15 protein-coding genes and 3 rRNA genes are annotated in these 23,115 nt (G+C 65.4%); 15 read left to right on the top strand and 3 right to left on the bottom strand.

Going from position 1 to position 23,115, the window contains the following annotated elements; translation table 11 throughout:
- Positions 1 to 229 precede the first annotated feature (229 nt).
- Genes argC through argH form a run of 6 tightly spaced genes read left to right on the top strand, consistent with a single transcriptional unit; the run spans position 230 to position 6,925 of the window.
- Positions 230 to 1,282, top strand: coding sequence for an N-acetyl-gamma-glutamyl-phosphate reductase (argC, locus tag MRBLWO12_RS08510; RefSeq protein WP_363554521.1), 1,053 nt, complete (start codon positions 230 to 232; stop codon positions 1,280 to 1,282).
- Between the two features lie 31 nt (positions 1,283 to 1,313).
- Positions 1,314 to 2,471 (top strand): bifunctional glutamate N-acetyltransferase/amino-acid acetyltransferase ArgJ, encoded by a 1,158-nt coding sequence (argJ, locus tag MRBLWO12_RS08505; protein ID WP_363554519.1) that lies wholly within the window; start codon positions 1,314 to 1,316, stop codon positions 2,469 to 2,471.
- Positions 2,468 to 3,367 carry an acetylglutamate kinase gene (gene argB, locus MRBLWO12_RS08500; RefSeq protein WP_363554517.1) on the top strand — a complete coding sequence of 300 codons (900 nt, stop codon included), beginning with the start codon at positions 2,468 to 2,470 and terminating at the stop codon, positions 3,365 to 3,367. The genes argJ and argB overlap by 4 nt, the downstream gene beginning before the upstream one ends.
- The gene (locus MRBLWO12_RS08495; protein ID WP_363554515.1) at positions 3,364 to 4,569 is read left to right on the top strand and encodes an acetylornithine transaminase; all 1,206 of its coding nucleotides are present in this window, start codon (positions 3,364 to 3,366) and stop codon (positions 4,567 to 4,569) included. Before argB ends, MRBLWO12_RS08495 begins: the two co-directional genes overlap by 4 nt.
- Positions 4,566 to 5,495: an ornithine carbamoyltransferase gene (gene argF / locus MRBLWO12_RS08490; RefSeq protein ID WP_363554513.1), complete on the top strand. Its 930-nt coding sequence runs from the start codon at positions 4,566 to 4,568 to the stop codon at positions 5,493 to 5,495. Before MRBLWO12_RS08495 ends, argF begins: the two co-directional genes overlap by 4 nt.
- Positions 5,495 to 6,925, top strand: a complete 1,431-nt coding sequence (gene argH, locus MRBLWO12_RS08485) for an argininosuccinate lyase (RefSeq protein ID WP_363554511.1) — start codon at positions 5,495 to 5,497, stop codon at positions 6,923 to 6,925. The genes argF and argH overlap by 1 nt, the downstream gene beginning before the upstream one ends.
- A gap of 207 nt (positions 6,926 to 7,132) precedes the next feature.
- Here the strand turns inward: argH and MRBLWO12_RS08480 are convergent, their stop codons facing one another.
- Together MRBLWO12_RS08480 and MRBLWO12_RS08475 are read right to left on the bottom strand one after the other, a co-directional pair.
- Positions 7,133 to 7,978 (bottom strand): endonuclease domain-containing protein, encoded by an 846-nt coding sequence (locus MRBLWO12_RS08480; protein WP_363554509.1) that lies wholly within the window; start codon positions 7,976 to 7,978, stop codon positions 7,133 to 7,135.
- A 198-nt stretch (positions 7,979 to 8,176) separates the two neighbouring features.
- A complete protein-coding gene (locus tag MRBLWO12_RS08475) occupies positions 8,177 to 8,767 on the bottom strand; it encodes a DUF1349 domain-containing protein (protein ID WP_363554507.1) in 591 nt (196 codons plus the stop codon).
- A gap of 60 nt (positions 8,768 to 8,827) precedes the next feature.
- Here MRBLWO12_RS08475 and MRBLWO12_RS08470 point away from each other — a divergent pair, with 60 nt between their 5' ends.
- From MRBLWO12_RS08470 to MRBLWO12_RS08455, 4 genes are all read left to right on the top strand, one after another.
- Positions 8,828 to 9,472, top strand: coding sequence for a SatD family protein (locus MRBLWO12_RS08470; RefSeq protein WP_363554505.1), 645 nt, complete (start codon positions 8,828 to 8,830; stop codon positions 9,470 to 9,472).
- Positions 9,469 to 10,323 carry a hypothetical protein gene (locus MRBLWO12_RS08465; protein WP_363554503.1) on the top strand — a complete coding sequence of 285 codons (855 nt, stop codon included), beginning with the start codon at positions 9,469 to 9,471 and terminating at the stop codon, positions 10,321 to 10,323. The genes MRBLWO12_RS08470 and MRBLWO12_RS08465 overlap by 4 nt, the downstream gene beginning before the upstream one ends.
- 28 nt (positions 10,324 to 10,351) lie before the next feature.
- Positions 10,352 to 11,653: a tyrosine--tRNA ligase gene (gene tyrS / locus MRBLWO12_RS08460; RefSeq protein ID WP_363554501.1), complete on the top strand. Its 1,302-nt coding sequence runs from the start codon at positions 10,352 to 10,354 to the stop codon at positions 11,651 to 11,653.
- A gap of 61 nt (positions 11,654 to 11,714) precedes the next feature.
- Positions 11,715 to 12,509, top strand: coding sequence for a DUF4184 family protein (locus MRBLWO12_RS08455; protein WP_363554499.1), 795 nt, complete (start codon positions 11,715 to 11,717; stop codon positions 12,507 to 12,509).
- On the opposite strand, the gene MRBLWO12_RS08450 is transcribed toward MRBLWO12_RS08455, so the two are convergent.
- Positions 12,494 to 13,801, bottom strand: a complete 1,308-nt coding sequence (locus MRBLWO12_RS08450) for a CoA transferase (protein ID WP_363554497.1) — start codon at positions 13,799 to 13,801, stop codon at positions 12,494 to 12,496. The two genes, MRBLWO12_RS08455 and MRBLWO12_RS08450, sit on opposite strands and share 16 nt — an antisense overlap.
- Positions 13,802 to 14,508: 707 nt before the next feature.
- On the opposite strand from MRBLWO12_RS08450, the gene MRBLWO12_RS08445 reads away from it, so the two are divergent.
- The 5 genes from MRBLWO12_RS08445 to MRBLWO12_RS08425 all read left to right on the top strand — a co-directional run bounded on the left by MRBLWO12_RS08445 (position 14,509) and on the right by MRBLWO12_RS08425 (position 23,103).
- Positions 14,509 to 16,032 (top strand): 16S ribosomal RNA (locus MRBLWO12_RS08445).
- Between the two features lie 416 nt (positions 16,033 to 16,448).
- Positions 16,449 to 19,552, top strand: a 23S ribosomal RNA gene (locus MRBLWO12_RS08440).
- A gap of 108 nt (positions 19,553 to 19,660) precedes the next feature.
- A 5S ribosomal RNA gene (rrf, locus tag MRBLWO12_RS08435) occupies positions 19,661 to 19,777 on the top strand.
- The 16S, 23S and 5S rRNA genes sit together here, the layout of an rRNA operon.
- 72 nt (positions 19,778 to 19,849) lie before the next feature.
- Complete coding sequence (locus MRBLWO12_RS08430) at positions 19,850 to 22,054, top strand: primosomal protein (protein WP_363554495.1); 2,205 nt, start codon at positions 19,850 to 19,852, stop codon at positions 22,052 to 22,054.
- The gene (locus MRBLWO12_RS08425; RefSeq protein ID WP_363554493.1) at positions 22,054 to 23,103 is read left to right on the top strand and encodes an HAD-IIA family hydrolase; all 1,050 of its coding nucleotides are present in this window, start codon (positions 22,054 to 22,056) and stop codon (positions 23,101 to 23,103) included. Before MRBLWO12_RS08430 ends, MRBLWO12_RS08425 begins: the two co-directional genes overlap by 1 nt.
- Positions 23,104 to 23,115 lie beyond the last annotated feature (12 nt).

Below are 23,115 nucleotides of genomic sequence, written 5' to 3'. Positions count from 1 at the left end.
CCAGATTTGCGGATGCTGTCGGAGGCGCGCTATCGTCGCGGCATGCCTTCGGCCGTATCCGCTTCTCTGACGCTCGTTCCGAGTGTCGTTGTGGTGCGCCGACGCCGGGGCGACCGCCGACTTTAGGCGACCCCTGCGCTCCTGCCAGCCGGCGGTCGAGTGCCGGTGTCGCCGCCTCGGCCACTCTCCTGAGCCCTTGTCGAAGGGGCCCGACCGTTAAGGTAGAAGCATGACGTATTCCGTCGCCGTCTCCGGCGCATCCGGCTACGCAGGCGGCGAGATTCTGCGCCTCCTCGCCGGTCATCCCGACATCGAGATCCGCACCGTCACCGCACATTCGAACGCGGGGCAGCCGCTGATCCAGCATCAGCCGCACCTGCGCTCGCTCGCGGGCCTGACGCTGCAGGACACCACCCCAGAGATCCTGGCCGGGCACGACATCGTGTTCCTGGCCCTGCCGCACGGGCAGTCTGGCCAGTACACCGACGCGCTCGGCGACACCCCGCTCGTGATCGATGCGGGTGCCGACCACCGGCTGACCTCGCAGGACGCCTGGGACGCGTTCTACGGCGGAGCCTTCCATGAGCCGTGGTCCTACGGTGTGCCCGAGCTGCTCGTCGGCGGGACGAAGCAGCGCGAAGCTCTTCGTGGCGCGACCAGGATCGCGGCCCCCGGGTGCAATGCGTCCACGGTCAGCCTGAGCCTGGTGCCCGGCGTCGCGGCCGGGGTGATCGATCCGGGCGACATCGTCTCGGTGCTCGCGGTGGGCCCATCGGGCGCAGGCAAGAGTCTGAAGTCGAACCTGCTCGCCAGCGAGATCCTCGGCACCGCCAACCCCTACGCGGTCGGCGGTACGCACCGGCACATCCCTGAGATCCGGCAGGCGCTCGCCGCATCCACTGGGGCAGCCCCTGACGGCATCCGCATCTCCTTCACCCCGGTGCTCGTGCCGATGTCGCGCGGCATCCTCGCCACCTCCACCGCGCCGATCGTCGCGGGCGTCACCGACGCCGAGATCCGCGAGGCCTGGGAGAGCGCATACGACGGCGAGCCCTTCGTGCACCTGCTCCCCGAAGGCAGCTTCCCGCGCACGGCCGATGTGCTCGGCGCCAACACGGCGTTGATCGGTCTCGCGATCGACCGGGCCGCGAACCGCGTCACGGTCGTCACGGCTGTCGACAACCTCGTCAAGGGCACCGCCGGCGCCGCCATCCAATCCATGAACATCGCGCTCGGGCTTCCCGAGGACCGCGCCCTCTCAATCAACGGAGTCGCACCATGACCATCGAGGCACTCATCATCGAGGTGTCGCTGTGAGCGTCACCGCACCGGCCGGGTTCGAAGCGGCCGGAGTCGTCGCAGGACTCAAGTCGACAGGTAAACCCGACGTCGCCGTCGTCGTCAACCGCGGCCCGCGCAAGATCGGCGCCGCGGTGTTCACGAGCAACCGCGCCAAGGCGAACCCGATCATCTGGTCGCAGCAGGTGATCGCCGACCGGGTCGTCGAGGCCGTGGTGCTCAACTCCGGCGGGGCGAACTGCTTCACCGGGAGCTTCGGCTTCCAGACCACGCACCAGACCGCCGAGAAGGCCGCAGAGCTCCTGGGCGTCAGCGCGGGTGACGTGCTGGTGTGCTCGACCGGACTGATCGGCACCGGCGACGACGTCTTCCGCGCCAAGGTGCTCGACGGCACGGCGCAGGCGATCGCCGCACTCAGCGCCGACGGGGGAGACCTCGCGGCACAGGCGATCATGACCACCGACACCGTGGCCAAGACCGCGGTCGTCAGTCGCGACGGCTGGAGCATCGGGGGCATGGCGAAGGGCGCGGGCATGCTCGCCCCTGGGCTCGCGACCATGCTCGTCGTGATCACGACCGACGCCGACCTCGAGGCGCTCGAAGCGGACTCCGCCCTGCGTGCCGCGACGGGTCGCACGTTCGACCGTCTCGACTCCGACGGCTGCATGTCGACCAACGACCAGGTCACCCTGCTCGCGAACGGTGCGAGTGGTGTGAAACCCGACATCGAGGAGTTCACGGCGGCGCTGGTCGAGCTCTCGCAGGAGCTCGCAGTCAAGCTGCAGGGCGATGCGGAGGGTGCGAGCCACGACATCACGATCGAGGTCCGTCATGCGGTCTCCGAGAAGGATGCCGTGGAGGTCGGTCGTTCGGTCGCACGGAACAACCTGTTCAAGGCCGCGATCTTCGGCAACGACCCGAACTGGGGACGCGTGCTCGCGGCCATCGGCACCACCGGAGCGCAGTTCGACCCCTACGACGTCGACGTCTGGATGAACGGCGTGCGCGTCTGCACCGCCGGCGGTCCTGACCGTCCGCGCGAAGAGGTCGACCTCACCCCGCGCGCCACGCATCTGCTGATCGACCTGCGCATCGGTGAGGCCACCGCGACGATCCTCACGAACGACCTCACGCACGACTACGTGCACGAGAACAGCGCGTACGCCTCATGACGGACATCCAGGACACTCCTGCCGAGGTCGCCGCGCAGAAGGCCACGACCCTCATCGAGTCGCTGCCGTGGCTGAAGAAGTTCCGCGATCAGATCGTGGTGGTCAAGTACGGCGGCAACGCCATGGTCTCGGAAGAGCTGCAGGACGCATTCGCGCAGGACATCGCCTACCTCCGGTACGTCGGTGTGCAGCCGGTGGTCGTGCACGGCGGCGGCCCGCAGATCTCCGACATGCTGCAGCGCCTCGACATCCCCAGCGAGTTCAAGGGCGGCTACCGGGTCACCAACACCGAGGCGATCAGCGTGGTGCGCATGGTGCTCACCGGTCAGGTCAACCCGCAGCTCGTCACCAAGATCAACTCCCACGGCCCCATCGCCACCGGGCTCAGCGGTGAGGACGCCGGTCTGTTCGGCGGGCGTCGCCGTGGCGTCATGATCGACGGGGAAGAGGTCGACCTCGGCCGCGTCGGCGACGTGGTGGAGGTGGACCCCACCCCGGTCCTCGACCATCTGGCGGCCGGCCGCATCCCCGTCGTCTCCAGCATCGCGCCGGATCTCGACCACCCTGGGCACTCGTTGAACGTGAACGCGGATGCCGCGGCATCCGCTCTGGCAGTGGCGCTGAACGCCCGCAAGCTCGTGATCCTCACGGATGTGCCCGGCCTGTACGCGGACTGGCCCAACCGCGACTCGCTCGTGTCGCACCTCACCTCCACAGCTCTCATCGAGATGCTGCCGAGCCTCGAGTCGGGCATGATCCCGAAGATGCGCGCGTGCCTCGAGGCCGTCGAGAGCGGCGTGGATGCCGCGGCCATCATCGACGGACGGGTGCCGCACTCGGTGCTCGTGGAACTCTTCACCAACAAAGGAATCGGAACGGAAGTGGTGGCAGGATGACCATCTGGCAGGACGACGCAGACCGCGATCTGGTGCTCAACGCGGGGCCGCGCCTCGCGCTGCTCACGCGCGGTGAGGGCTCCTACCTCTGGGACTCGGAAGGGCGACGCCACCTCGACTTCCTCGCCGGCATCGCGGTGACCTCGCTCGGCCACGCGCACCCGGTGTTCGTGGAAGCGGTGTCTCGGCAGGCGGCCACGCTCGCGCACGTCTCGAACTACTTCGCGACTCCTTCGCAGCTCGCGCTCGCCGCACGGCTGAAGCGGCTCGCCGGTGCCGGCATCGACGGCCGGGTGTTCTTCTCCAACTCCGGCGCCGAGGCCAACGAGGCCGCGTTCAAGCTGGCCCGTCTGCATGGCGGCACTGAACGCCCCCGCATCATCGCACTGGAGAACGGCTTCCACGGCCGCACCATGGGATCGCTCGCGCTCACGGCGAAGGAGTCGATGCGCGCGCCGTTCGAGCCGATGCCCGGTGGCGTCGAGCACATCCCGGCGACGGTCGAGGCGCTCGAAGTCGCGATGGACGGCCGCGTGGCTGCCGTGATCGTCGAGCCCATCCAGGGGGAGGCCGGCGTCGTCGAGCTTCCGGAGGGGTACCTCGCGGCCGCCCGGTCGCTGACGCTGAAGCACGGCGCACTGCTGATCGTGGATGAGATCCAGACCGGAGCCGGTCGCACCGGTGCCTGGTTCGGCTTCAGCCACGAGGGCATCACCCCCGACGCGATCACCCTCGCCAAGGGCATCGGCGGCGGCTTCCCGATCGGTGCGCTCGTGACCTACGGGTCGGCGAGTGCGCTGTTCACGCCGGGATCCCACGGTTCGACCTTCGGCGGCAACCCGCTGGCGACGGCGGTCGCCGATGCGGTCCTCGCCGAGATCGAGGATGCGGGTCTGGTCGAGAACGCCGCGAAGCGCGGGATCGAGCTGCGCGACATCATCCTCGGCATCGATTCTCCGCTGATCACCGCGGTGCGCGGTCGCGGGCTGCTGATCGGCGTGGCACTGTCGGAGCCGGTCGCCGGTGCCGTGGTCGCCGCGGCGCAGGAGCGCGGTCTGATCGTGAACGCTGCGAACCCCGAGACCGTGCGCATCGCACCGGCTCTCACCATCGGCGACGCCGAGCTGAGCGAGTTCCGTGAGCTGTTCACGGCCGTGCTCGCCGACGTCCAGGCATCCCTCCCCGGAAAGGTTTCCGCATGACCCGTCACCTGCTGCGCGATGACGACCTGACTCCCGCCGAGCAGGCGGAGATCATCGAGCTCGCGCTGGAGCTGAAGAAGGACCGGTGGGCGGACAAGAGCCTCGCCGGCCCCCAGACCGTCGCGGTCATCTTCGACAAGTCCTCCACCCGCACTCGCGTCTCGTTCGCAGTCGGCATCGCCGATCTGGGCGGTTCGCCGCTGATCATCTCGACGGCCAACAGCCAGCTCGGCGGCAAGGAGACCCCCTCCGACACCGCGCGTGTGCTCGAGCGTCAGGTCGCGGCGATCGTGTGGCGCACGTATGCGCAGTCCGGGCTCGAGGAGATGGCCCGCGGCACCCGGGTGCCGGTCATCAACGCCCTCTCCGATGACTTCCACCCATGCCAGCTGCTCGCTGATCTGCTGACGATCCGCGAGCACAAGGGCGAGCTGAAGGGGCTGACCCTCACGTTCCTCGGCGATGGTCAGAGCAACATGGCGCACTCGTACGCGCTCGCCGGTGTCACCGCCGGTATGCACGTGCGTATCGCCTCACCGGCCGACTACGCACCGCGCGCCGACGTGATCGAGGACGCCGACCGCCGCGCCGCCGAGACCGGCGGTTCGATCACGCTCTACACCGACCCGGTCGAGGCGGCGGCCGGCGCCGACGTCATCGTCACCGACACCTGGGTGTCGATGGGCAAGGAGGAGGAGAAGCTCGCACGGATCCGCGACCTCGGCTCCTACAAGGTCACCCCGGAGACCATGGCTTTGGCCGACTCCGAAGCGATCTTCATCCACTGCCTCCCCGCCGACCGCGGGTACGAGGTGGATTCCAGCGTGATCGACGGCCCGCAGAGCGTGGTCTGGGACGAGGCGGAGAACCGCCTGCACGCCCAGAAAGCGCTGCTGGTCTGGCTGCTCGGCAAGAAGGACGACTGATGGCCGACGCCACGCACGAAGGAACCAACGAGGGCGCGCTCTGGGGTGCCCGGTTCGCGACCGGCCCCTCCCCGGAGCTGGTGGAGCTCAGCCGCTCCACCCACTTCGACTGGATCCTCGCCCCCTACGACATCGCCGGCTCCCACGCCCACGCGACGGCACTGGCCGCCGCCGGCTACCTGGAGCCCGACGAGGCGCAGCGCATGCACGAGGGACTGGACGCCGTCGCCCGCAAGGTCGCCGACGGCACCCTGCTGCCTGCGCCGACCGATGAAGACGTCCACGGCGCGCTGGAGCAGGCGCTGATCGTGGAGCTGGGACCGGAGCTGGGCGGCCGCCTGCGTGCCGGCCGCAGTCGCAACGACCAGATCGCCACGCTCGTGCGCATGTATCTGATCGACCACGCGCGGGTGATCGCCCGCGACATCCTGCGGGTGATCGACGCGCTCGTGGCCCAGGCCGAAGCGCACCCCGCCGCGATCCTCCCCGGACGCACGCACCTGCAGCATGCGCAGCCGGTGCTGCTCGCCCACCACCTGCAGGCGCACGGTTGGCCGCTGGTGCGTGAGCTCGAGCGCCTCGTCGACTGGCGCCGTCGCGCCGGCGTCTCGCCGTACGGCGGGGGAGCGCTGGCCGGTTCGACGCTGGGCCTCGATCCTGCGCTCGTGGCGACGGAGCTGGGCCTCGACCGTCCGGCCGAGAACTCGCTAGACGGCACCTCGGCGCGCGATGTGGTCGCGGAGTTCGCGTTCATCACGGCGATGACCGGCATCGACCTGTCGCGCTTGTCGGAGGAGATCATCCTCTGGAACACGCGCGAGTTCGGGTTCGTGACCCTCGACGACGGCTACTCGACCGGGTCGAGCATCATGCCGCAGAAGAAGAACCCCGACATCGCCGAGCTCGCGCGCGGCAAGTCCGGTCGACTGATCGGGAACCTGTCCGGTCTGCTGGCCACGCTCAAGGGACTCCCGCTCGCGTACAACCGCGACCTGCAGGAGGACAAGGAGCCGGTCTTCGACTCGGTGCAGACGCTCGAGGTCGTGCTGCCCGCATTCGCCGGCATGATCGCGACGCTGCGCTTCGACACCGCGCGCATGGCCGAGCTCGCCCCGCAGGGTTTCTCGCTCGCGACGGATGTCGCTGAGTGGCTCGTGAAGCAGCGGGTGCCGTTCCGCGACGCGCACGAGATCTCCGGCGCGCTCGTGCGGGCCTGCGAGGAGCACGGGATCGGACTGGAGGATGCCTCCGACGAGCTGCTGCTCTCGGTGTCACCGCATCTGGTCCCCGCGGTGCGCGAGGTGCTGACGATCGAGGGATCCGTCGCCTCCCGCACCGGTGCCGGCGGAACCGCTCCGGTGCGTGTCGCCGAGCAGCGCGCCGAACTCGTGGCTCGGGCCCAGGCTGCGGCGCACGCCCTCGGACTGTAGCCGGGGCGGTTCGTAGCCCGGCGGGGACGTGGTGGTTCACGGCTGGGACGTGGTGTTTCACGGCTGACGGATCACGGAGGAAATGACGATCCGAGGAAGGATCTCCGCGAAACCCTCCGAGATCCGTCATCCTCTCCGTGATCCGTCATGCCGCTGTGGAGATCCGCCATGCGACGGTGGGGTCCGTCACGCCACTGTGCGAATCCGTCATTCCGGTGCGGGAGTTCCCTTGACGCGTCGCATCGCACCGAGGATGGCCGCCTGCACGGTGGGCCAGTCATGGACGATCTGCGCGTAGTCGAACCGGAGAGTCTCGTAGCCGAGGCGGGACGCGACGGCATCCCGCATCCGGTCGCGATGGCGTTTGTCCGATGATCCGTGGTTCTCCTCACCGTCGGCTTCGAGGATGATCCTGTGGGCGATGACGAAGTCGACTCTGCCGACGCCGTCGATCTTCACCTGACAATCGAGTCGGATGCCGAGCAGGTGCAGTCGCAGCCGGAGGAGCGATTCGAGACCGCTGTCCGCGTCGGGGCGAGCGAGATCGATCAGCCACCGGGCGATCTGCGGCAGCGCTGCGCGAATCCGAACGCGTGCGGCACGAGAGAGCTTTCCCATGCGCCATGCGGACTCATAGGCGGCGAAGAAGGCCTCATCGCCGGCACACCGTCGCAGATGCAGCAGCGCACGCTCGATGCTCGCCGACCCCGGCGCCGGCGTTCCTCCGTAGTAGTGCGATATGCAGCGACAGTGCGGGTGCGCGAGGGGGTGTTGATGCGGGCCGAGCCAGACGTGCGGCCCGGTCTCATCGGGGAGTACCCAGATCCCGTACGAACGCAGCACGCTCATGCAGCTGAGGGCGCCGCCGTGGGCGACCGCCGCACGGACATCCTCGGAGAGCGGGGCGATCGCGAAGACGCCAGGTCGCACACGCTCGATCGTGCCGTGCTGCACCTGGTCGGCGAGGTGCTGCCGGGTGAAGCCGAGCGTCTGGAGGTGCGTCCCGCGGGCGATCCCGCCGAGGTCGCGGATGGTGTCGTGGGCGGAGAGCATACGCTCCACTCTGCCTGCGAGGTGACGATGAGCGGCGGGCTGAACCCGCGACCGGGGGACAGGTCCTTCTTAAGCCGCGGTGTGGAGGACGGGTGGTGCCGACGGATCACGGAGGTCCCGACGGATCGCGGAGCGAATGTCGGGACACCCTCCGTGATCTGTCATCTTCCCCGTGATCCGTCGGGCAACCGGCCGTGCTCAGTGCAGGTCGGCGTCAGCGGCCGAGCGCTCCCACCGGGTGAAGCGCACGGTGAGATCGCCGCGCATGGGCGCTGCCAGGAACGGTCCGGCCGCTGCGGCTGCCTCGCCGGAGAACGGTGCCACGCGTACCAGTCGCCAGGGGCCGTCATCTGCCTTCGCGCGGATGATCAGGGCATCGGCCCACCGGCTGACGCGCACCGTGATCTCGCTCTCGAGCCAGTCATCGACGTATCCGACCGACCAGTCCGAGCGGATGTCGGTGACCACTGCGCCGAGACCGAGATGACCGTCGGCGAACTCGACTCCTGTCTTGACCCAGTGCTCGTCATCGATGCGGATGAAGACGCCGGCCTGGTCGAACTGACCGTCCCAGGGGGCGCGGAACGAGACGTCGACCGCCTCGCCGACCGCGAGCGGGGCGAGCAGGGCGTGTTCGGTGTCGTGCACGAAACCGTAGGCCGTGTGCCGCCAGGCGTCGCTGCCTTCGACGGCGGTGACGTCGAGATGCGCGTCCGTGGTTTCGATGGTGTGCTGTGGGGCGTGGGTCCACGCTCCCTCGGACCAGGGGATGATGTGCGATTCAGGCATGATCACAGACTATAGCCAAATGAGGCATTAATCCAGAAGTAGTCGTGATACGGTTATGTCATGGTCATCGCCGTGATCGCCGACATCGTGGGTTCCCGCAAGCTCGACGATCGCGCCGCCGCGCAGCGGGTGCTGGATGACACGATCAGCCGCGTCGAGCGCGAGACTCCTCTGGCTTCGCAACCGCTGACCCCGACGGTGGGGGATGAGCAGCAGGGCGTGTACTCGAACCTCGAGGATGCCATGACAGGACTCCTCATGATCCAGCTGGCGCTCCCGGACGGCATCGCCTTCCGGTTCGGGATCGGCGTCGGCGCCATCCGCGCAGTCGATTCCGCGCACGGGGCGCTGACCGACGGGCCGGGGTGGTGGGCGGCACGCGAGGCGATCGAGACCGTGCACGCGCGGGAACCTCGCGCCGTCCCGCGCACCCGCTCATGGATTGTCGGAGCCCCCGGGCAGGATGAGGTCATGAGCAGCACGATCGGAGCATCCAACGCCTATCTCCTCGTGCGCGATGAGCTGGTCGGCTCGATGAACGAGCGCGAGCGGCGACTCACCTACGGGCGGCTGACCGGTGCCTCCCAGCGCGAACTCGCCGAGCAGGAGGGCATCACGCAGCCGAGCGTCTCGAAGTCCTTGCGCAGTGCCGGCTCCGCAGCATTGATCGAGGGACTGGCCGCGCTGCGGGGGGAGACGTCATGATCATCGCCGGATTCATCCTGCTGGCGATCGGGGCGGCCGACTTGGTTCGGCAGTTCGCGCCGCGCCGCTGGATCGGCTACCTGGCGACCACCGTCGTGCTCCTGCTTCTCGGCAGCGTGAGCGATGCGCTGCTTCCGATGATCGCGGCGCTGATCGCCGGCGCGGTCTGGGTCTGGTGCATGCCGGACGACCGTCCATCACCGGCGGGATTCTGGCCGGCTGTCCTGCTGGCCCTCATCGTCGTCGGCGCGGTCATCTGGACAGGCGAGCGAGCAGATGCCGGTCTGATCGGGCAGATCTGGCACCTGCGCTCCCCGTTCGGGGAGGTCTCGTTCGATCTGGCGATGCTGGTGCTGGGGCTCGCCGCCTTCCTCCTCGAATCCGCGAATCTCGTGGTACGTGCCGCCCTCGACGGAGAGCACACCTGGCGGCCGATCGACTCGGCGCGCGAAGCGGCCGCAGTAGCGACTGCTCCCGTGACCGACCCCGCAGCAGCGACTGCTCCCGTGACCGACCCGGCAGCAGCGCCCGTCGAGGAGGCGGCCGATACGCCGACCCTGGTCCAGCACATCGCGGAGCCGACGGTGAATGCTCCCGATCCGCGTGCCGGGTTCAAGGGCGGACGCCTGATCGGGCCGCTCGAGCGGATGCTCGTGCTGATCCTCACGCTCGCGGCCGCCTACCCGATCCTCGCGGCGATGCTGGCGGCCAAGGGCATCGTCCGGTTCCCGGAGATCTCCCGCGACGGTGAGACGGGCGCACGTGCCGAGTACTTCCTCGTCGGCAGCCTCGTGAGCTGGGTGATCGCACTCGGTGCGGCCTTCCTCGTCTGGTGGTCGGCGCACAGCTGAGCCGCCGCGCGCTGATAGCCTGGAGCGCGTGTCTGAAACCCCATTGACGACCGCTGCACCGGCGATCGACCCCACGTTCGAGAACGTGTGGGACGAACTGCTGTGGCGCGGGCTCGTCCACGTGTCCACCGACCAGGAGGCGCTGCGCGCCCTGCTCGCGGGAGACCCCATCACGTATTACTGCGGGTTCGATCCGACGGCGCCGAGCCTGCACCTGGGCAACCTGGTCCAGCTGCTGACGCTCCGTCGTATCCAGCTCGCAGGACACAAGCCCCTCGGGCTCGTCGGCGGCTCGACCGGTCTCATCGGCGATCCGCGTCCGACCGCGGAGCGCACGCTGAACACGCGCGAGACCGTCGAGGAGTGGGTCGGTCGACTGCGCGCGCAGGTCGAGCGCTACCTGAGCTTCGACGGTGACAACGCGGCGCGCATCGTGAACAACCTCGACTGGACCGCGCCGATGTCGGCGATCGACTTCCTGCGGGAGATCGGCAAGCACTACCGCGTGGGCACGATGCTGAAGAAGGATGCGGTCGCTGCGCGACTGAACTCCGACGAAGGCATCAGCTACACCGAGTTCAGCTACCAGATCCTGCAGGGTATGGACTTCCTCGAGCTGTACCGTCAGTACGACTGCGTGCTCCAGACCGGTGGCTCCGATCAGTGGGGCAACCTGACCAGCGGTACCGACCTCATCCGTCGTGCCGAGGGTGTTTCGGCGCACGCGATCGGCACACCGCTGATCACGAACAGCGACGGCACGAAGTTCGGCAAGAGCGAGGGCAACGCGATCTGGCTCGACGCCGAGATGTGCAGCCCGTACCGCATGTACCAGTTCTGGCTCAGCACGACGGATGCCGACGTGATCGACCGCCTCAAGGTCTTCACGTTCCTCAGTCGTGCCGAGATCGAGGAGTACGCGGCGCTGGTCGAGTCCGAACCGTTCCGGCGCGCGGCGCAGAAGCGTCTCGCGCTCGAGGTGTGCGTCACGGTGCACGGTGTCGACGCGACGGCCGCCGTGATCGCGGCATCCGAAGCGCTGTTCGGGCAGGGAGACCTGACCGCGCTCGACGCCGCGACGCTGCGAACGGCGCTGGAGGAGCTGCCGAACGCCACGGTCGCTACGGGGACACCCGTGGTCGAGGCGCTCGTCGCGACCACTCTCGTCTCGAGCCTCTCGGAGGCGCGTCGCGCGATCGCCCAGGGCGGCGTCTCCCTCGACGGCGTGCGCGTGGAAGACGAGGCGGCGACCGTGCAGGGGACTCTTCCGGGTGGTGTCTCGGTGCTGCGGCGCGGCAAGAAGACCCTCGCCGGCGTCTTCCTCGCCTGAGCCGCATTTTCCGCCTAGCTGTTCCCGTGCGCTGAGGCGCGACGACCCCTGAGGAGAGCGGATGCCGTTCACTCCGAGTCATGCGATCGTCGCGTTGCCTTTCATCCGTACGCCTCTGGTGCCGGCGGCGATCGCGATCGGAGCGATGACACCGGACCTGCCGCTGTTCGTCCGGGGTGTGGGCCTGAACTACACGTTCACCCACACCCCGGGCAACGTCGTGTGGACGGCGCTGCTGACGTTCGTGCTCTTCCTGCTCTGGCGTGTCGTGCTGCGTCCCGCGGTTCCCGAGCTCACGCCGTTCTGGCTCGCCCGGCGGCTGCCTGCGGAGTGGAGCGACTCCGGCGTGGTGGCGGCAGGGCGCGCGGTCGGCGTCGGGCAGCGGCGTGTGTATCCGGTGCTGCTGGTGGTCTCGCTGATCCTCGGAGTGCTGTCGCACATCCTGTGGGATCTCTTCACGCATGAGGGACGCTGGGGGGTGGAGATATTCCCGGCGCTCGACGAGATGTGGGGACCGCTGCTCGGGTACAAGTGGCTGCAGTACGGATCCAGTGTCCTGGGCCTCGCGGGTATCGGTCTCTGGGCGGTGCTCCGATTGCGGCGCAGCGTCGTGCGTCCCGACGCCGCGCAACGCGTGCCGAACGTGGTCCGGGTCGTGTGGTGGGTGTCGCTTCCGGTGATCCTCGTCGCGGCGTGGCTCATCGGACTCGCGGTATACGGCCCGCTGACCGACGCGTTCACCCTGCAGCACCTCGCGTATCGGGTGCTCCCACCCGCGTGTGCACTGTGGGGAGCGATCACGCTCGTGATGTGCGTGATCCTCTCGCTGTCATCGCGCCCTCACCAGCGCGGTTGATCCTCGCCCCACGGACGCGGGGCGGCGAACTCGAAGCCGGGGATCGCCGGAGCAGCTGTGATCAACGCATGCCCGGCCACCTCGAAGCGGGTGGTGTGGAGTTCAGGGTCGAGTGCGATCTCCTCCGCGGGCTCCGATCGGCGAGGCATCCCGAGCAACTCGGCGGCCACACGTCGAAGTGAGGTCTGCACCTGCCACGACCCGCCCTCCTCGGCGCGGCGTCGGAGCAGCGAGATCAGGGCGGCGGCCAGAAGATAGCCGGCGCTGTGGTCCAGCGCTTGAGCAGGCAGTGCGCCAGGACGGTCGCCATCGGGTGATTCGATCCACGCGATCCCCGACTCCGCCTGCACCAGGCTGTCGAAGCCCGCGCGCAGTGGATGCTCGGCGCCCCACGCGCTCAGTCGCGCGACCAGCAGCCCGGGGTACCTCTCGGTCAGATCGCCCGGTGCGAGGCCGAGTCGGTCGAGCGCCTCCGGCCGGTACCCGAGCACCGCGACATCCGCGGCGGCGAGCAACTCGTGCATCTGGGTGGAGCGTGCATCCAGGAGCGCCGTGCGCTTGCCATGCCCCGTGTCGAGATGCTGCCACTCCGGTTCCGCCAGATGAGGCGGGTCGATGCGCAGCACATCGGCGCCCAGCAGCGCCAGGGTGCGCGTGCACACGGGGCCGGCGATCACGCGGGTGAGATCCAACACGCGGATGCCCTCGAGAGGGCGATCCGTCGAGATGGGTGTGCGGTGCGAGGAAGCCTTCGGATTCTCGAGCCTTCGGACGTCGAGGAGCGGATGGGAGCGGAGGGCCGCATCGGCGGCGGGATCCTCAACACGGACGGGGACGGCGAGCCCACCTGCCGCCGTGATCGCGGTGGCGGCATCCATCGAGGTGCGATCTGCGAGGGCATCGCGGACCTGATCCGCGCCGGCTGTCTCTGCGAGGCGCAGGGCCAAGCGGAGCCGGGTGGCGTGATGCGGGTAGTTGCCGTGTGTGCGCACCCACCCGTCGCGCGTGCGCCAGAAGCCGGAGAAGGGAGACCACACCGGGGGAGTGGCGCCGTCGATCGTGAGCACGCGATCGCTCCGGAACGCGGCCGCGATGCGATGGGGGTCCAGCGCCATGGCATCGCCGCCTGTTGCACAGGCCGCTGCCGCCACACTCGCCCACGCGAGATCACCGGTCGCGAGTCGGGACGGAAGCGGTACGGGGACGCCGGAGGGAAGCGCGTGATCGATCAGTCCTGGTTCTGCGCCCAGGTCTCTCCAGATACGGGAGAGAAGGCGGCGCCCCGCGTTCATCGGCCGCTCATCGCGCGGAGACTCGCGGCGCAGAGCGCACGCCCGTAGCGGACCTCGGCGAGACACGAAGCGTCCCGAGGATCAAGGAGCTGGTCGGGGAGCTTGAGCATGGCGCGATCGTACTCCTGGCGGCGATCTGACGGAAAATCGACGCTGATCCGGGGAAACCGTCCTGACAGCCGCCTCGACACGCCCGGGGGGTGTGCCCCGATTTGCCAGAACCCCGGGATCCGCGTAACTTATTACTTGTTCGCCCCACAGGGAAGCGGAGAGGCCGAGAGCCTCACCCCCCTCAAGTGGCAGAGCCACTCCCGATTCAGATCCTCTCTTGAGAGGTTTGACGCTTGCGTCTAGAATGGGAGGTCCACCCCTTCTGCGGTCGTTCTGACTGCGCATCGGATCTGAAGATCCGGACGGCGCGTCGATTTGACTTGCGGGGCCGGGTGGGTAAGATAGAGAAGTTGCCCTTCGGGCCTGGTTGTGATGACTGGGTCGTGGGAGCATCCGATCCTTGAGAACTCAACAGCGTGCACTTGTCAAATGCCAAATTATCCTCGTCTAGCTTCGGCTGGGTGAGAATTCCTTTGGATCAAAGACCAATCCCTTCCGGGGGGTTGGCAATGGATGAAGTCAGCAATGAATTTGTCTCTTTGGTCAGCATCAAACTCGCTGCGTCACCGTTTTCCCGGTGGGGTATGCATTTCTTTTTTACGGAGAGTTTGATCCTGGCTCAGGATGAACGCTGGCGGCGTGCTTAACACATGCAAGTCGAACGGTGAACACGGAGCTTGCTCTGTGGGATCAGTGGCGAACGGGTGAGTAACACGTGAGCAACCTGCCCCTGACTCTGGGATAAGCGCTGGAAACGGCGTCTAATACTGGATATGTGACGTGACCGCATGGTCTGCGTCTGGAAAGAATTTCGGTTGGGGATGGGCTCGCGGCCTATCAGCTTGTTGGTGAGGTAATGGCTCACCAAGGCGTCGACGGGTAGCCGGCCTGAGAGGGTGACCGGCCACACTGGGACTGAGACACGGCCCAGACTCCTACGGGAGGCAGCAGTGGGGAATATTGCACAATGGGCGCAAGCCTGATGCAGCAACGCCGCGTGAGGGATGACGGCCTTCGGGTTGTAAACCTCTTTTAGCAGGGAAGAAGCGAAAGTGACGGTACCTGCAGAAAAAGCGCCGGCTAACTACGTGCCAGCAGCCGCGGTAATACGTAGGGCGCAAGCGTTATCCGGAATTATTGGGCGTAAAGAGCTCGTAGGCGGTTTGTCGCGTCTGCTGTGAAATCCGGAGGCTCAACCTCCGGCCTGCAGTGGGTACGGGCAGACTAGAGTGCGGTAGGGGAGATTGGAATTCCTGGTGTAGCGGTGGAATGCGCAGATATCAGGAGGAACACCGATGGCGAAGGCAGATCTCTGGGCCGTAACTGACGCTGAGGAGCGAAAGGGTGGGGAGCAAACAGGCTTAGATACCCTGGTAGTCCACCCCGTAAACGTTGGGAACTAGTTGTGGGGTCCATTCCACGGATTCCGTGACGCAGCTAACGCATTAAGTTCCCCGCCTGGGGAGTACGGCCGCAAGGCTAAAACTCAAAGGAATTGACGGGGACCCGCACAAGCGGCGGAGCATGCGGATTAATTCGATGCAACGCGAAGAACCTTACCAAGGCTTGACATATACGAGAACGGGCCAGAAATGGTCAACTCTTTGGACACTCGTAAACAGGTGGTGCATGGTTGTCGTCAGCTCGTGTCGTGAGATGTTGGGTTAAGTCCCGCAACGAGCGCAACCCTCGTTCTATGTTGCCAGCACGTAATGGTGGGAACTCATGGGATACTGCCGGGGTCAACTCGGAGGAAGGTGGGGATGACGTCAAATCATCATGCCCCTTATGTCTTGGGCTTCACGCATGCTACAATGGCCGGTACAAAGGGCTGCAATACCGCGAGGTGGAGCGAATCCCAAAAAGCCGGTCCCAGTTCGGATTGAGGTCTGCAACTCGACCTCATGAAGTCGGAGTCGCTAGTAATCGCAGATCAGCAACGCTGCGGTGAATACGTTCCCGGGTCTTGTACACACCGCCCGTCAAGTCATGAAAGTCGGTAACACCTGAAGCCGGTGGCCTAACCCTTGTGGAGGGAGCCGTCGAAGGTGGGATCGGTAATTAGGACTAAGTCGTAACAAGGTAGCCGTACCGGAAGGTGCGGCTGGATCACCTCCTTTCTAAGGAGCATCTGACTCTTCGGAGTCCAGAACCCAGATCGAAGGCATACGTTCTTCGCTGGGAGCTCATGGGTGGAACATTTGACATGGCATCGAGATCTGATCTCGGAACTAGTACGCCGCTTGCGGTTGGAAGGTTCTGGGTGAGGGGGTCGGTGTCTGCACGCTGTTGGGTCCTGAGGGACCGGATGCGGATCTTTCGGGATTCGAGTCTGTACCTCTGGACCTCTTCTGGTTTCTGGGCTTTTGTCTGGGTGCTGGTTGGGGTACCGCCCGTACTTTGAGAACTACACAGTGGACGCGAGCATCTTGCAACAGCCTTCGGGTTGTTGCACAAGATGATCTTAAAGATCATTAGTCAATTTCATGCCGGACCTTTCGGGGTCTGGTGTCGATTCTGATTCAAACTCATGTGATTTCAAGTCTTTAAGAGCAAACGGTGGATGCCTTGGCATCTGGAGCCGAAGAAGGACGTAGCAATCTGCGATAAGCCTCGGGGAACTGATAAGCAAGTTTTGATCCGAGGGTGTCCGAATGGGGAAACCCCGCTGGGCGGCGTGCCGACCTAGTGACTCCCGCCTGAATATATAGGGCGGGTAGAGGGAACGTGGGGAAGTGAAACATCTCAGTACCCACAGGAAGAGAAAGCAACCGCGATTCCGTTAGTAGTGGCGAGCGAAACCGGAACAGGCTAAACCTAGCGTGTGTGATAGCCGGCAGGCGTTGCACGTTGGGGGTTGTGGGACTTTTCAGTCATCTCTGCCGAGATGGCGGCGTTACAAGAAGGTATAGACGAACGGTCTTGAAAGGCCGGTCATAGAGGGTGCCAACCCCGTAGTCGAAATGCCTCTCTTGGCGCGAAGAGTATCCCAAGTAGCACGGGGCCCGTGAAATCCCGTGTGAATCTGTCAGGACCACCTGATAAGCCTAAATACTCCCAGATGACCGATAGCGGACAAGTACCGTGAGGGAAAGGTGAAAAGTACCCCGGGAGGGGAGTGAAATAGTACCTGAAACCGTTTGCTTACAAACCGTTGGAGCCTCCTTAGTAGGGGTGACAGCGTGCCTTTTGAAGAATGAGCCTGCGAGTTAGCGATATGTGGCGAGGTTAACCCGTGTGGGGTAGCCGTAGCGAAAGCGAGTCTGAATAGGGCGATTCAGTCGCATGTCCTAGACCCGAAGCGAAGTGATCTATCCATGGCCAGGTTGAAGCGACGGTAAGACGTCGTGGAGGACCGAACCCACTTAGGTTGAAAACTGAGGGGATGAGCTGTGGATAGGGGTGAAAGGCCAATCAAACTTCGTGATAGCTGGTTCTCTCCGAAATGCATTTAGGTGCAGCGTTGCGTGTTTCTTGCCGGAGGTAGAGCTACTGGATGGCCGATGGGCCCTACAAGGTTACTGACGTCAGCCAAACTCCGAATGCCGGTAAGTGAGAGCGCAGCAGTGAGACTGTGGGGATAAGCTTCATAGTCGAGAGGGAAACAACCCAGACCACCAACTAAGGTCCCAAAGCGCGTGCTAAGTGGGAAAGGATGTGGAGTTGCTTTGACAACCAGGAGGTTGGCTTAGAAGCAGCCACCCTTGAAAGAGTGCGTAATAGCTCACTGGTCAAGTGATTCCGCGCCGACAATGTAACGGGGCTCAAGCACGCCACCGAAGTTGTGGCATTGATATTTTTGGTAGGCCTTCGTGGTCCAGCCGTATTGATGGGTAGGAGAGCGTCGTGTGGCCAGCGAAGCGGCGGTGTAAACCAGCCGTGGAGGCTACACGAGTGAGAATGCAGGCATGAGTAGCGAATGACGTGTGAGAAACACGTCCTCCGAAAGACCAAGGGTTCCAGGGTCAAGCTAATCTTCCCTGGGTAAGTCGGGACCTAAGGCGAGGCCGACAGGCGTAGTCGATGGACAACGGGTTGATATTCCCGTACCGGCGAAGAACCGCCCAAGCTAATCCAGTAGTGCTAAGTGTCTGAATCCCAGTGACTGATCCCTTCGGGGTGACGCTCTGGGCCTAGCGCACGACCCCATTCTGGTGCGGTTAGCGTATTAACAGGTGTGACGCAGGAAGGTAGCCCAAGCCAGGCGATGGTTGTCCTGGTGCAAGTGCGTAGGCCGAGAGATAGGCAAATCCGTCTCTCACATAGGCTGAGACACGATGCGGATAAAAAGTGGGTGATCCTATGCTGCCAAGAAAAGCATCGACGCGAGGTTCTAGCCGCCCGTACCCCAAACCGACTCAGGTGGTCAGGTAGAGAATACCAAGGAGATCGAGAGAATCGTGGTTAAGGAACTCGGCAAAATGCCCCCGTAACTTCGGGAGAAGGGGGGCCTTCGGCGTATAGGGATTTACTCCCGAAAGCGTTTGGAGGCCGCAGAGACTAGTGGGTAGCGACTGTTTACTAAAAACACAGGTCCGTGCCAAGTCGCAAGACGATGTATACGGACTGACGCCTGCCCGGTGCTGGAAGGTTAAGAGGACCGGTTAGCCGCAAGGCGAAGCTGAGAATTTAAGCCCCAGTAAACGGCGGTGGTAACTATAACCATCCTAAGGTAGCGAAATTCCTTGTCGGGTAAGTTCCGACCTGCACGAATGGCGTAACGACTTCCCAACTGTCTCAACCGCGAACTCGGCGAAATTGCATTACGAGTAAAGATGCTCGTTACGCGCAGCAGGACGGAAAGACCCCGTGACCTTTACTACAGCTTGGTATTGGTGTTCGGTGTGGCTTGTGTAGGATAGGTGGGAGACTTTGAAGCATGGACGCCAGTTCGTGTGGAGTCATTGTTGAAATACCACTCTGGTCACTCTGGATATCTAACTTCGAACCGTAATCCGGTTCAGGGACAGTGCCTGGTGGGTAGTTTAACTGGGGCGGTTGCCTCCCAAAAAGTAACGGAGGCGCCCAAAGGTTCCCTCAACCTGGTTGGCAATCAGGTGTCGAGTGTAAGTGCACAAGGGAGCTTGACTGTGAGACTGACAGGTCGAGCAGGGACGAAAGTCGGGACTAGTGATCCGGCAGTGGCTTGTGGAAGCGCTGTCGCTCAACGGATAAAAGGTACCTCGGGGATAACAGGCTGATCTTGCCCAAGAGTCCATATCGACGGCATGGTTTGGCACCTCGATGTCGGCTCGTCGCATCCTGGGGCTGGAGTAGGTCCCAAGGGTTGGGCTGTTCGCCCATTAAAGCGGTACGCGAGCTGGGTTTAGAACGTCGTGAGACAGTTCGGTCCCTATCCGCTGCGCGCGTAGGAAATTTGAGAGGATCTGACCCTAGTACGAGAGGACCGGGTTGGACGAACCTCTGGTGTGTCAGTTGTTCCGCCAGGAGCACCGCTGATTAGCTACGTTCGGGATGGATAACCGCTGAAAGCATCTAAGCGGGAAGCCGGCCTCAAGATGAGATTTCCATACCTTCGGGTGAGAGGCTCCCAGCCAGACTACTGGGTTGATAGGCCAGATGTGGAAGTGCAGCAATGCATGCAGCTGACTGGTACTAATAAGCCGATGACTTGATAACACACCGTTTGTTGGTGCTACGCGTCCACTGAGTGGTTCTCGATGTACGGTCGAGAACCGCATAACAACAATGACTTTGTTATGTGTTTGATTGAAACATCAATAGTGTTTCGGCGGCCATAGCGTGAGGGAAACGCCCGGTTACATTCCGAACCCGGAAGCTAAGCCTCACAGCGCCGATGGTACTGCAGGGGGGACCCTGTGGGAGAGTAGGACACCGCCGGACTTCTTTTAAGCAAATGGCCACCCATCGATGGGTGGCCATTTTGCGTTTACACGAAATACAACAGGGAGCATCATGCCGGAAGAGGAAGAGCGCCGTCCGCGTCGCAACGACGACAGTGGATCGCGCAATCAGCGCCCTTCCGGTGGTCGTCCCGCATCGAACCGTGACGGCGCTCCTCGTCGTGAGGGTGGCGGTTACAACCGCGATTCTGCGCCGCGTCGGGATGACAATCGCTCCGGCGGGTACAGCCGTGACTCGGCCCCGCGTCGTGAGGGTGGCGGTTACAACCGCGATTCGGCCCCGCGCCGTGAGGGCGGTGGCTACAGCCGCGACTCCGCGCCGCGTCGGGACGACAATCGCTCCGGCGGGTACAACCGCGACTCGGCACCGCGTCGTGAGGGTGGCAGCTACAACCGCGACTCCGCGCCCCGGCGCGACGACAATCGCTCTGGCGGGTACAACCGTGACGCTGCACCTCGTCGTGAGGGTGGCGCCGGGTACAACCGCGATTCCGCGCCGCGCCGTGAGGGTGGCGGGTACAACCGCGATTCCGCGCCGCGCCGTGAGGGTGGCAGCTACAACCGCGACTCCGCGCCGCGCCGTGACGATAACCGCTCCGGCGGGTACAACCGTGACGCTGCACCTCGTCGTGAGGGTGGCGGTTATAACCGCGACTCCGCGCCGCGTCGCGACGACAACCGCTCCGGCGGGTACAACCGTGACTCCGCTCCCCGTCGTGAGGGTGGCAGCTACAACCGCGACTCCGCCCCGCGCCGTGACGATAACCGCTCTGGCGGGTACAACCGCGACTCCGCACCGCGCCGTGAGGGCGGGACCTACAACCGTGACTCCGCGCCCCGTCGTGAGGGCGGTGGCTACAACCGTGACTCCGCGCCCCGTCGTGAGGGCGGTGGCTACAACCGTGACTCCGCTCCCCGTCGTGAGGGCGGCAGCTACAACCGCGACTCCGCACCCCGCCGTGACGACAACCGCTCCGGCGGGTACAACCGCGACTCCGCTCCTCGTCGTGAGGGCGGCAGCTACAACCGCGACTCCGCTCCCCGCCGCGACGACAACCGCTCCGGCGGGTACAACCGCGACTCGGCACCGCGCCGTGAGGGTGGCAGCTACAACCGCGACTCCGCGCCCCGGCGTGAGGGTGGCGGGTACAACCGCGATTCCGCACCCCGCCGTGAGGGCGGCAGCTACAACCGCGACTCCGCTCCTCGTCGTGAGGGCGGTGACCGCGACCGCGCGCGTTCCTTCCCGCAGCGCGGGGGAGCGGGCCGCGAGCGTCCGGTGCAGGCCACCAACGAGCGTCCGCGCTCGAATGACCCTCTTATCCCCGACGATGTCACTGCCCGCGATCTGCACACGTCCGCTCGCAACGAGCTCAAGACGCTGAGCAAGGAGAACGCCGAAGTCGTGGCGCAGCACCTCGCCATGGCATCGCGTCTGATCGACGAGGAGCCCGCGCTCGCTCACGAGCACGCGTTGGCCGCGTCGCGTCGTGCCGGCCGTATCGCCATCGTGCGCGAGACCCTCGGCATCACGGCCTACGCGAATGAGGACTTCGCTCTCGCATTGCGCGAGCTGCGCACCTACCGTCGCATCTCCGGCAAGGACGACCAGATCGCCCTCATGGTCGACAGCGAACGCGGTATCGGACGCCCGGATCGCGCGCTCGAGACCGGTCGTGCTGTCGATCGCTCCGCGCTGCCCACTCCGGTCCGTGTTTCTCTCGCGATCGCCATGTCCGGGGCCCGCCTCGACCAGGGCGACCTGGAGCTCGCGCTCGGCGAGCTCGAGATCCCCGAGCTCGATCCGGACCGGGCCTTCGAGTGGAGCCCTGCGCTCTTCGCGGCGCGCGCCGCGGTTCTCGAAGACCTCGGACGCGACGACGAGGCTGCCTTCTGGGCTCATCGCGCCGAGGTCGCTGCCGAGGCGCTCGGTGTCGACGAAGCCGGTGATGAGGAGCTCATCGTCGAAGACGGTCTGATCGAAGACGAGTACCTCGACGACGAGCCTGCAGAAGGCGGTTCCGCCGCTGCATCCGAACCGTCCGACGACGAGGACGTGATTTCGGACGATGCAGACGCAGACGCAGACGCAGACGCAGACGCAGACGCAGACGCAGTGGCGGAGGCAGACGCAGAGCCTACGGTCGAGGACGAGGTGCGCGAGCTCCTGGGCGAGACCGACGACGACGCAGATGCATCCGCTGCTGATGCCCTCGACTCCGCGACCGAGACCGAGGCCACGGAGCGGGACGCGTAATGGGGCTGTTCTCCCGGGCTCGGCCCGCCTCTTCCACGCCGTCCACGCCGCTCGCCGGGGTGGACACGGTCCTCGCGGACCTGGACGGGGTGGTCTATGCCGGCCCGGGAGCTCTGCCCTTCGCGGTCGACAGCCTCAACGAGGCGGGAAAGTCTGCCCGTCTCGGTTACATCACCAACAACGCGGCGCGCACTGACGCGTCTGTCGCCGAGCACCTGAGCAGCCTGGGGCTCGAGGTGACCGCGTCTGACGTGGTGACCAGCCCACAGGCGGCCATGCGGCTGTTGACCGGCATCCTTCCCGCACCGGCGACGATTCTCGTGGTGGGCGGGGATGGTCTGGTCGACGAGGTCGAGAAGGCCGGCTACACGGTCACCCGCAGCGCGGAGGATGCGCCGAGTGCGGTCGTACAGGGGTTCGCGCCTGAAGTGGCCTGGACCGATCTGGCCGAGGCCGCGTTTGCCCTGAAGCTGCCGGAAGACGAAGGCGGCATCCCGTGGATCGCCACGAACACCGACTGGACCATTCCGCGCGAGCGGGGAGTGGCGCCCGGTAACGGCACGCTCGTGTCCGCTGTGCACACGGCCATCGGCCGCTTGGCCACCGTCGCCGGAAAGCCGGAGGCGCCGATCTTCGAAGAGGCGCTCGCTCGATTCGGTGCGACCAAAGCGCTGTTCATCGGTGACCGCCTCGACACCGACATCATGGGGGCGTGCCGTGTGGGCATCGAGTCCGCGCTCGTGCTGACGGGGATCGATCGTCCGAAGCACGTGCTGGCCGCGCCCGAGGGGTCGCGTCCCACCTACATCCTCGCCGACCTGCGCGACCTTCACCGTCCCTACCCGGAGGCAGTGGAGAAGGACGGCATCTTCTCGGTGAACGGGGCCGCTGTGCGCGTCACTGGAGCCGATGTCGAGATCATCTCGGAGTCCGGCTCGCAGATCGATCTGCTCCGTGCCGGCGCCGCCGCGATCTGGGCATCGGGAACTCCTGTGTTCGTCCTGCGTGTGCCGGAGCGTCTTTACGACGATCCGTTCCATCGCCCCTGAACGGCGCCCCCA

Origin of the sequence: Microbacterium sp. LWO12-1.2 (assembly GCF_040675875.1) — a bacterium.
GTDB lineage: Bacteria > Actinomycetota > Actinomycetes > Actinomycetales > Microbacteriaceae > Microbacterium.
The sequence above is the reverse complement of the archived record's forward strand: the minus strand, read 5'-3'. Positions and strand labels throughout refer to the sequence as shown.

Bases quoted from the DNA above. Each gene is read 5' to 3' on its own strand.
- MRBLWO12_RS08495 (WP_363554515.1), top strand. From the start codon at position 3,364: ATGACCATCTGGCAGGACGACGCAGACCGCGATCTGGTGCTCAACGCG.
- argF (WP_363554513.1), top strand. From the start codon at position 4,566: ATGACCCGTCACCTGCTGCGCGATGACGACCTGACTCCCGCCGAGCAG.
- MRBLWO12_RS08480 (WP_363554509.1), bottom strand. From the start codon at position 7,978: ATGCTCTCCGCCCACGACACCATCCGCGACCTCGGCGGGATCGCCCGC.
- MRBLWO12_RS08455 (WP_363554499.1), top strand. From the start codon at position 11,715: ATGCCGTTCACTCCGAGTCATGCGATCGTCGCGTTGCCTTTCATCCGT.
- MRBLWO12_RS08470 (WP_363554505.1), top strand. From the start codon at position 8,828: ATGGTCATCGCCGTGATCGCCGACATCGTGGGTTCCCGCAAGCTCGAC.
- MRBLWO12_RS08450 (WP_363554497.1), bottom strand. From the start codon at position 13,801: ATGAACGCGGGGCGCCGCCTTCTCTCCCGTATCTGGAGAGACCTGGGC.
- argC (WP_363554521.1), top strand. From the start codon at position 230: ATGACGTATTCCGTCGCCGTCTCCGGCGCATCCGGCTACGCAGGCGGC.
- MRBLWO12_RS08475 (WP_363554507.1), bottom strand. From the start codon at position 8,767: ATGCCTGAATCGCACATCATCCCCTGGTCCGAGGGAGCGTGGACCCAC.
- argB (WP_363554517.1), top strand. From the start codon at position 2,468: ATGACGGACATCCAGGACACTCCTGCCGAGGTCGCCGCGCAGAAGGCC.
- MRBLWO12_RS08465 (WP_363554503.1), top strand. From the start codon at position 9,469: ATGATCATCGCCGGATTCATCCTGCTGGCGATCGGGGCGGCCGACTTG.
- argH (WP_363554511.1), top strand. From the start codon at position 5,495: ATGGCCGACGCCACGCACGAAGGAACCAACGAGGGCGCGCTCTGGGGT.
- MRBLWO12_RS08425 (WP_363554493.1), top strand. From the start codon at position 22,054: ATGGGGCTGTTCTCCCGGGCTCGGCCCGCCTCTTCCACGCCGTCCACG.
- MRBLWO12_RS08430 (WP_363554495.1), top strand. From the start codon at position 19,850: ATGCCGGAAGAGGAAGAGCGCCGTCCGCGTCGCAACGACGACAGTGGA.